This window comes from Frankia sp. CeTa3Moorea, from assembly GCF_978021225.1.
On sequence record NZ_CDXDOR010000271.1, the window covers coordinates 1 to 3,266 of the forward strand.

Annotated in this window: 2 protein-coding genes; both read left to right on the forward strand. The window is 69.7% G+C overall.

The features are described from left to right. Positions 1–124: 124 nt before the first annotated feature. Positions 125–907 (forward strand): hypothetical protein, encoded by a 783-nt coding sequence (locus AC08OV_RS24140; protein ID WP_476616130.1) that lies wholly within the window; start codon positions 125–127, stop codon positions 905–907. Positions 908–1,712: 805 nt separating this feature from the next. Then, the coding region (locus tag AC08OV_RS24145; protein ID WP_476620385.1) for an IS1634 family transposase at positions 1,713–3,266 on the forward strand (1,554 nt) is incomplete at its 3' end.

Consider the following 3,266-nt stretch of genomic DNA (forward strand, 5'->3'; position numbering starts at 1 on the left):
TTCGCGCAATGCCTACATGGGTGGACCTAACGTGTCACCAGAAGAACCGCCTGATCTTGGTTCAGGGTCCCGAGATCACTGTCCGACCGGTCTCCACGAGGCTCCTGGCCAGGGGCGATGCCCCGTGAGCACCCAGCCGACCACCCCGCCGATTGAATCGAACACATGTTCCGTAGACCTGGCGGGTCCGAACGACACCGCCCGCATGGTGACCATGATCGTCGGAACCGTCGTCGGGCTCACTTTCCTCTTGGGGCTCGGCAATGTCGCCGCACTCGGCATCCGCCTCGGGGTCCCGACCTACGTCGCCATCCTCGTTGCACCCGCAGTCGATCTCTCCGTCGTCGGACTCCTCCTCGGCGCACGCCACCTCACCCTGCACGACGGACCCGCCGACGTCATCCGCGCCGCACGACGCCTACTGATCTTCGCAAGCACCGTCACGCTGGCCTTGAACATCACCGAGCCCCTCATCACCGGCCATTACGGCAAAGCAGCCTTCGACGCCGTCGGCCCCCTCCTGCTTATCGGATGGGCAGAAGTCGGCCCCGGTCTCCTCCAAGCCATCCAGACCACCGTCCCGTCCCGGAGCTTTTTCCCAGCAGCAAAGAAGGCCGACCGGCCACAGGATTCAGTAACGCCACCCACGATCGCGCGAAGCCGGCAGAAACCAGCAGGCGCCACATCACGTCAGACCGAGCGGGACGCACGCCAGCAGGACCTACTCCACCGCGCACGCGCCGAAGACGTCCTCCACTGGCAACACCACCACCGCCCCATCTCCGCCGAAACCCTCCGCAAGCGACTCAACGTCGGCACGGGCACCGCACGCAACCTGGTCGCTCACCTACGCCGAGACACCGGAGCCGCCGTCGATGACCGGTCACCACAGTCACCGACGTCGTGACGGTGAAGGCGACGCGGCGCGACATCCCAGCCGGGTGACCAGACGCATTCGAACATCCACATGAGCCGTGCAACGGGACGGGCACGGGCACGGGCACGGGCACGGTGCGATGGTCCGAGTGGCTGCGACACGGCCCGCCAGGCCGGCCAACCCAGATGATCTTCATCGTAAGATCGACCTCAGGAGGCCCCGTTCTGGCGCGCGAGGGAGCGTTGCGCGTACTGTACCACAGCCTGAAGCAGCATCAACACGGGTCACACCCGTGAATGGACACGCGGCACAAGGCTAGTCCGGCCTCCACCGCTTTGCGGTGGAGGCCGGCTGCCTTCCTGTCCCGTGCACCACCTGCGACGCTCCGACGCACCGCATGGGCGACCGGTCCGACGCGCCCGGATGGGGTGCCGAACGACCTGCGCGTACTGGCGACATGACCGTCGATGTTCGGTTTCTCCACCCCCGGCCGCGTAGGCCGCGGATCCGCGGGTTGCGGTAGACCCACCGGACAGCGAGGCCGATCACCTCCGGCAGAAGGCGGGACCCCGCGAACCCCGACGCCGGGACCGGTGGGCAGGCGCGACGTCGACGCGTCGCTCGATCATGACCGATCAGCAGCCGCGGGACAGCGGGTTCCACCGCCGCAACAATGCCCCGCCCTCTACCCGCGGATCATCCTGCCTGTACCTCTCGGGTGACTTCCTGCCTGTCCTCCGCACGTTCGTCTGGTGTGCTAGATCCGTAGTCTCTTGATCGGATGGCGTCGTAGCCGCTGGTTCGGGGAGTGTTCAGCCTGGCACGTTCTGGATCCGTGCAGGCCACAGCGGTACTCGACTACGGGCCCCCGAGCAGCGACAAACAGCTCGGCGTGCTGCCCGTTGTCCGTGACGTGCTCGCCCGCCTCGACCTGGTCGACACGATCGACCGGCTCTGCCCGATCCGCCGCGACGCCGGACTGACGCACGGCCAAGTCATTGGCGCGTTGATCGCCAACCGGGTCACCGAGCCGGCCGCGCTGGTCCGCGTCGAGGACTGGGCCGCGCAGTGGGCCGTCGAGGAGATGCTCGGCACCCCCGCCCACCTGCTCAACGATGACCGGATCGGCCGCGCCCTCGAGGCCCTCGCCGAGGCGGACGAGGCCGTCGTCGGCTCGATCGGCGCTACCGCGATCCGTGAGTTCGGGATTGACGTCTCGCAACTGCACTGGGACATGACGTCCATTTCGCTCTACGGCCTCTATGACCATCCCGAGGCCGGCGGCGACTACGCGACCCCGTCCTTCGGGCACCCGAAGGACGGCCGCACCGACCTGCGTCAGGTCCAGGCCGGCCTGGCCGTGACCGCCGACGGTGGCATCCCCGTGCTCGCCCGCGCCTACGACGGCGGCGCCGCGGAGATCAGCCAGGTCGACGAGGCGATGCGCGCGCTGCGCGACCTCGCCGGGCCGCGCCGGTTCCTGCTCGTCGGCGACCGCAAGCTCGTCTCCTACCGCAACCTGGCCGCGATCGACCAGGCGGGCGTGCGGTTCGTCGCCCCGGCCCCGCGCTCGATCGTGGGGCCGGCGGTGCTCGCCGCCCAGGACGTCGCGACCGCGGCGATCGTGGACTACACCCCGGCCCGCGAGGCCGACCTGTTCGCCCACCAGCGCGACCTGCACCGGGTCCGCGAGGGCACCGTCACGCTCAACGGCCCGACCGCCGCCGACCCGCCGGCCACGTTCCGGGCCGTGTTCGCCCACTCTGTCCGCCGGGCCCAGGCGTCGCGTGCCGCCCGCGAAGCCGCGATCGAGAAGGCCCGGACCGACCTGGCCCAGGTCCACCGCAACCTCGGCAGCCGCTACTACCGCGACCAGGACGCGGTCGCCGCCCGCGTCGCAAAGATCACCGCCGAGCGGAAGGTCGGTCGCTGGCTGCGCGTCCACACCGACACCGACCCGGACACCGCAAAGCCGCTGCTGGTCTGGCACTTCGACGCCGACACCCTCGCGGTCGACGAGGCCGCCGACGGCTGGTTCGCGTTGCTGACGAACCTCACCATCGACGAGGCCGACGCCGGCGAGGTCCTGGTGAAGTACAAGGGGCAGGAAGCCGTCGAGCGCCGCTACTCGGCGCTCAAGGGCCCCCTCGGAGTAGCGCCCGTCTTCCTGCAGAACCCGAAACGGATCCACGGCCTGCTACACCTGCTGTGCCTGTCGCTGCTGGTCTGGGCGCTCATCGAGCGAGAAGCCCGCCGCGCCGCCGGCCCCGGCCGCAAGGTCGACGGCCTCTACACCCGCCGCCCGGCCGTGCCGACCACCCTGCTGATCGTGCGCGCCCTCGCCCCGATGCGCCTCGTGCCCGCCCGCGACGGCCAGCCCGGCTACATC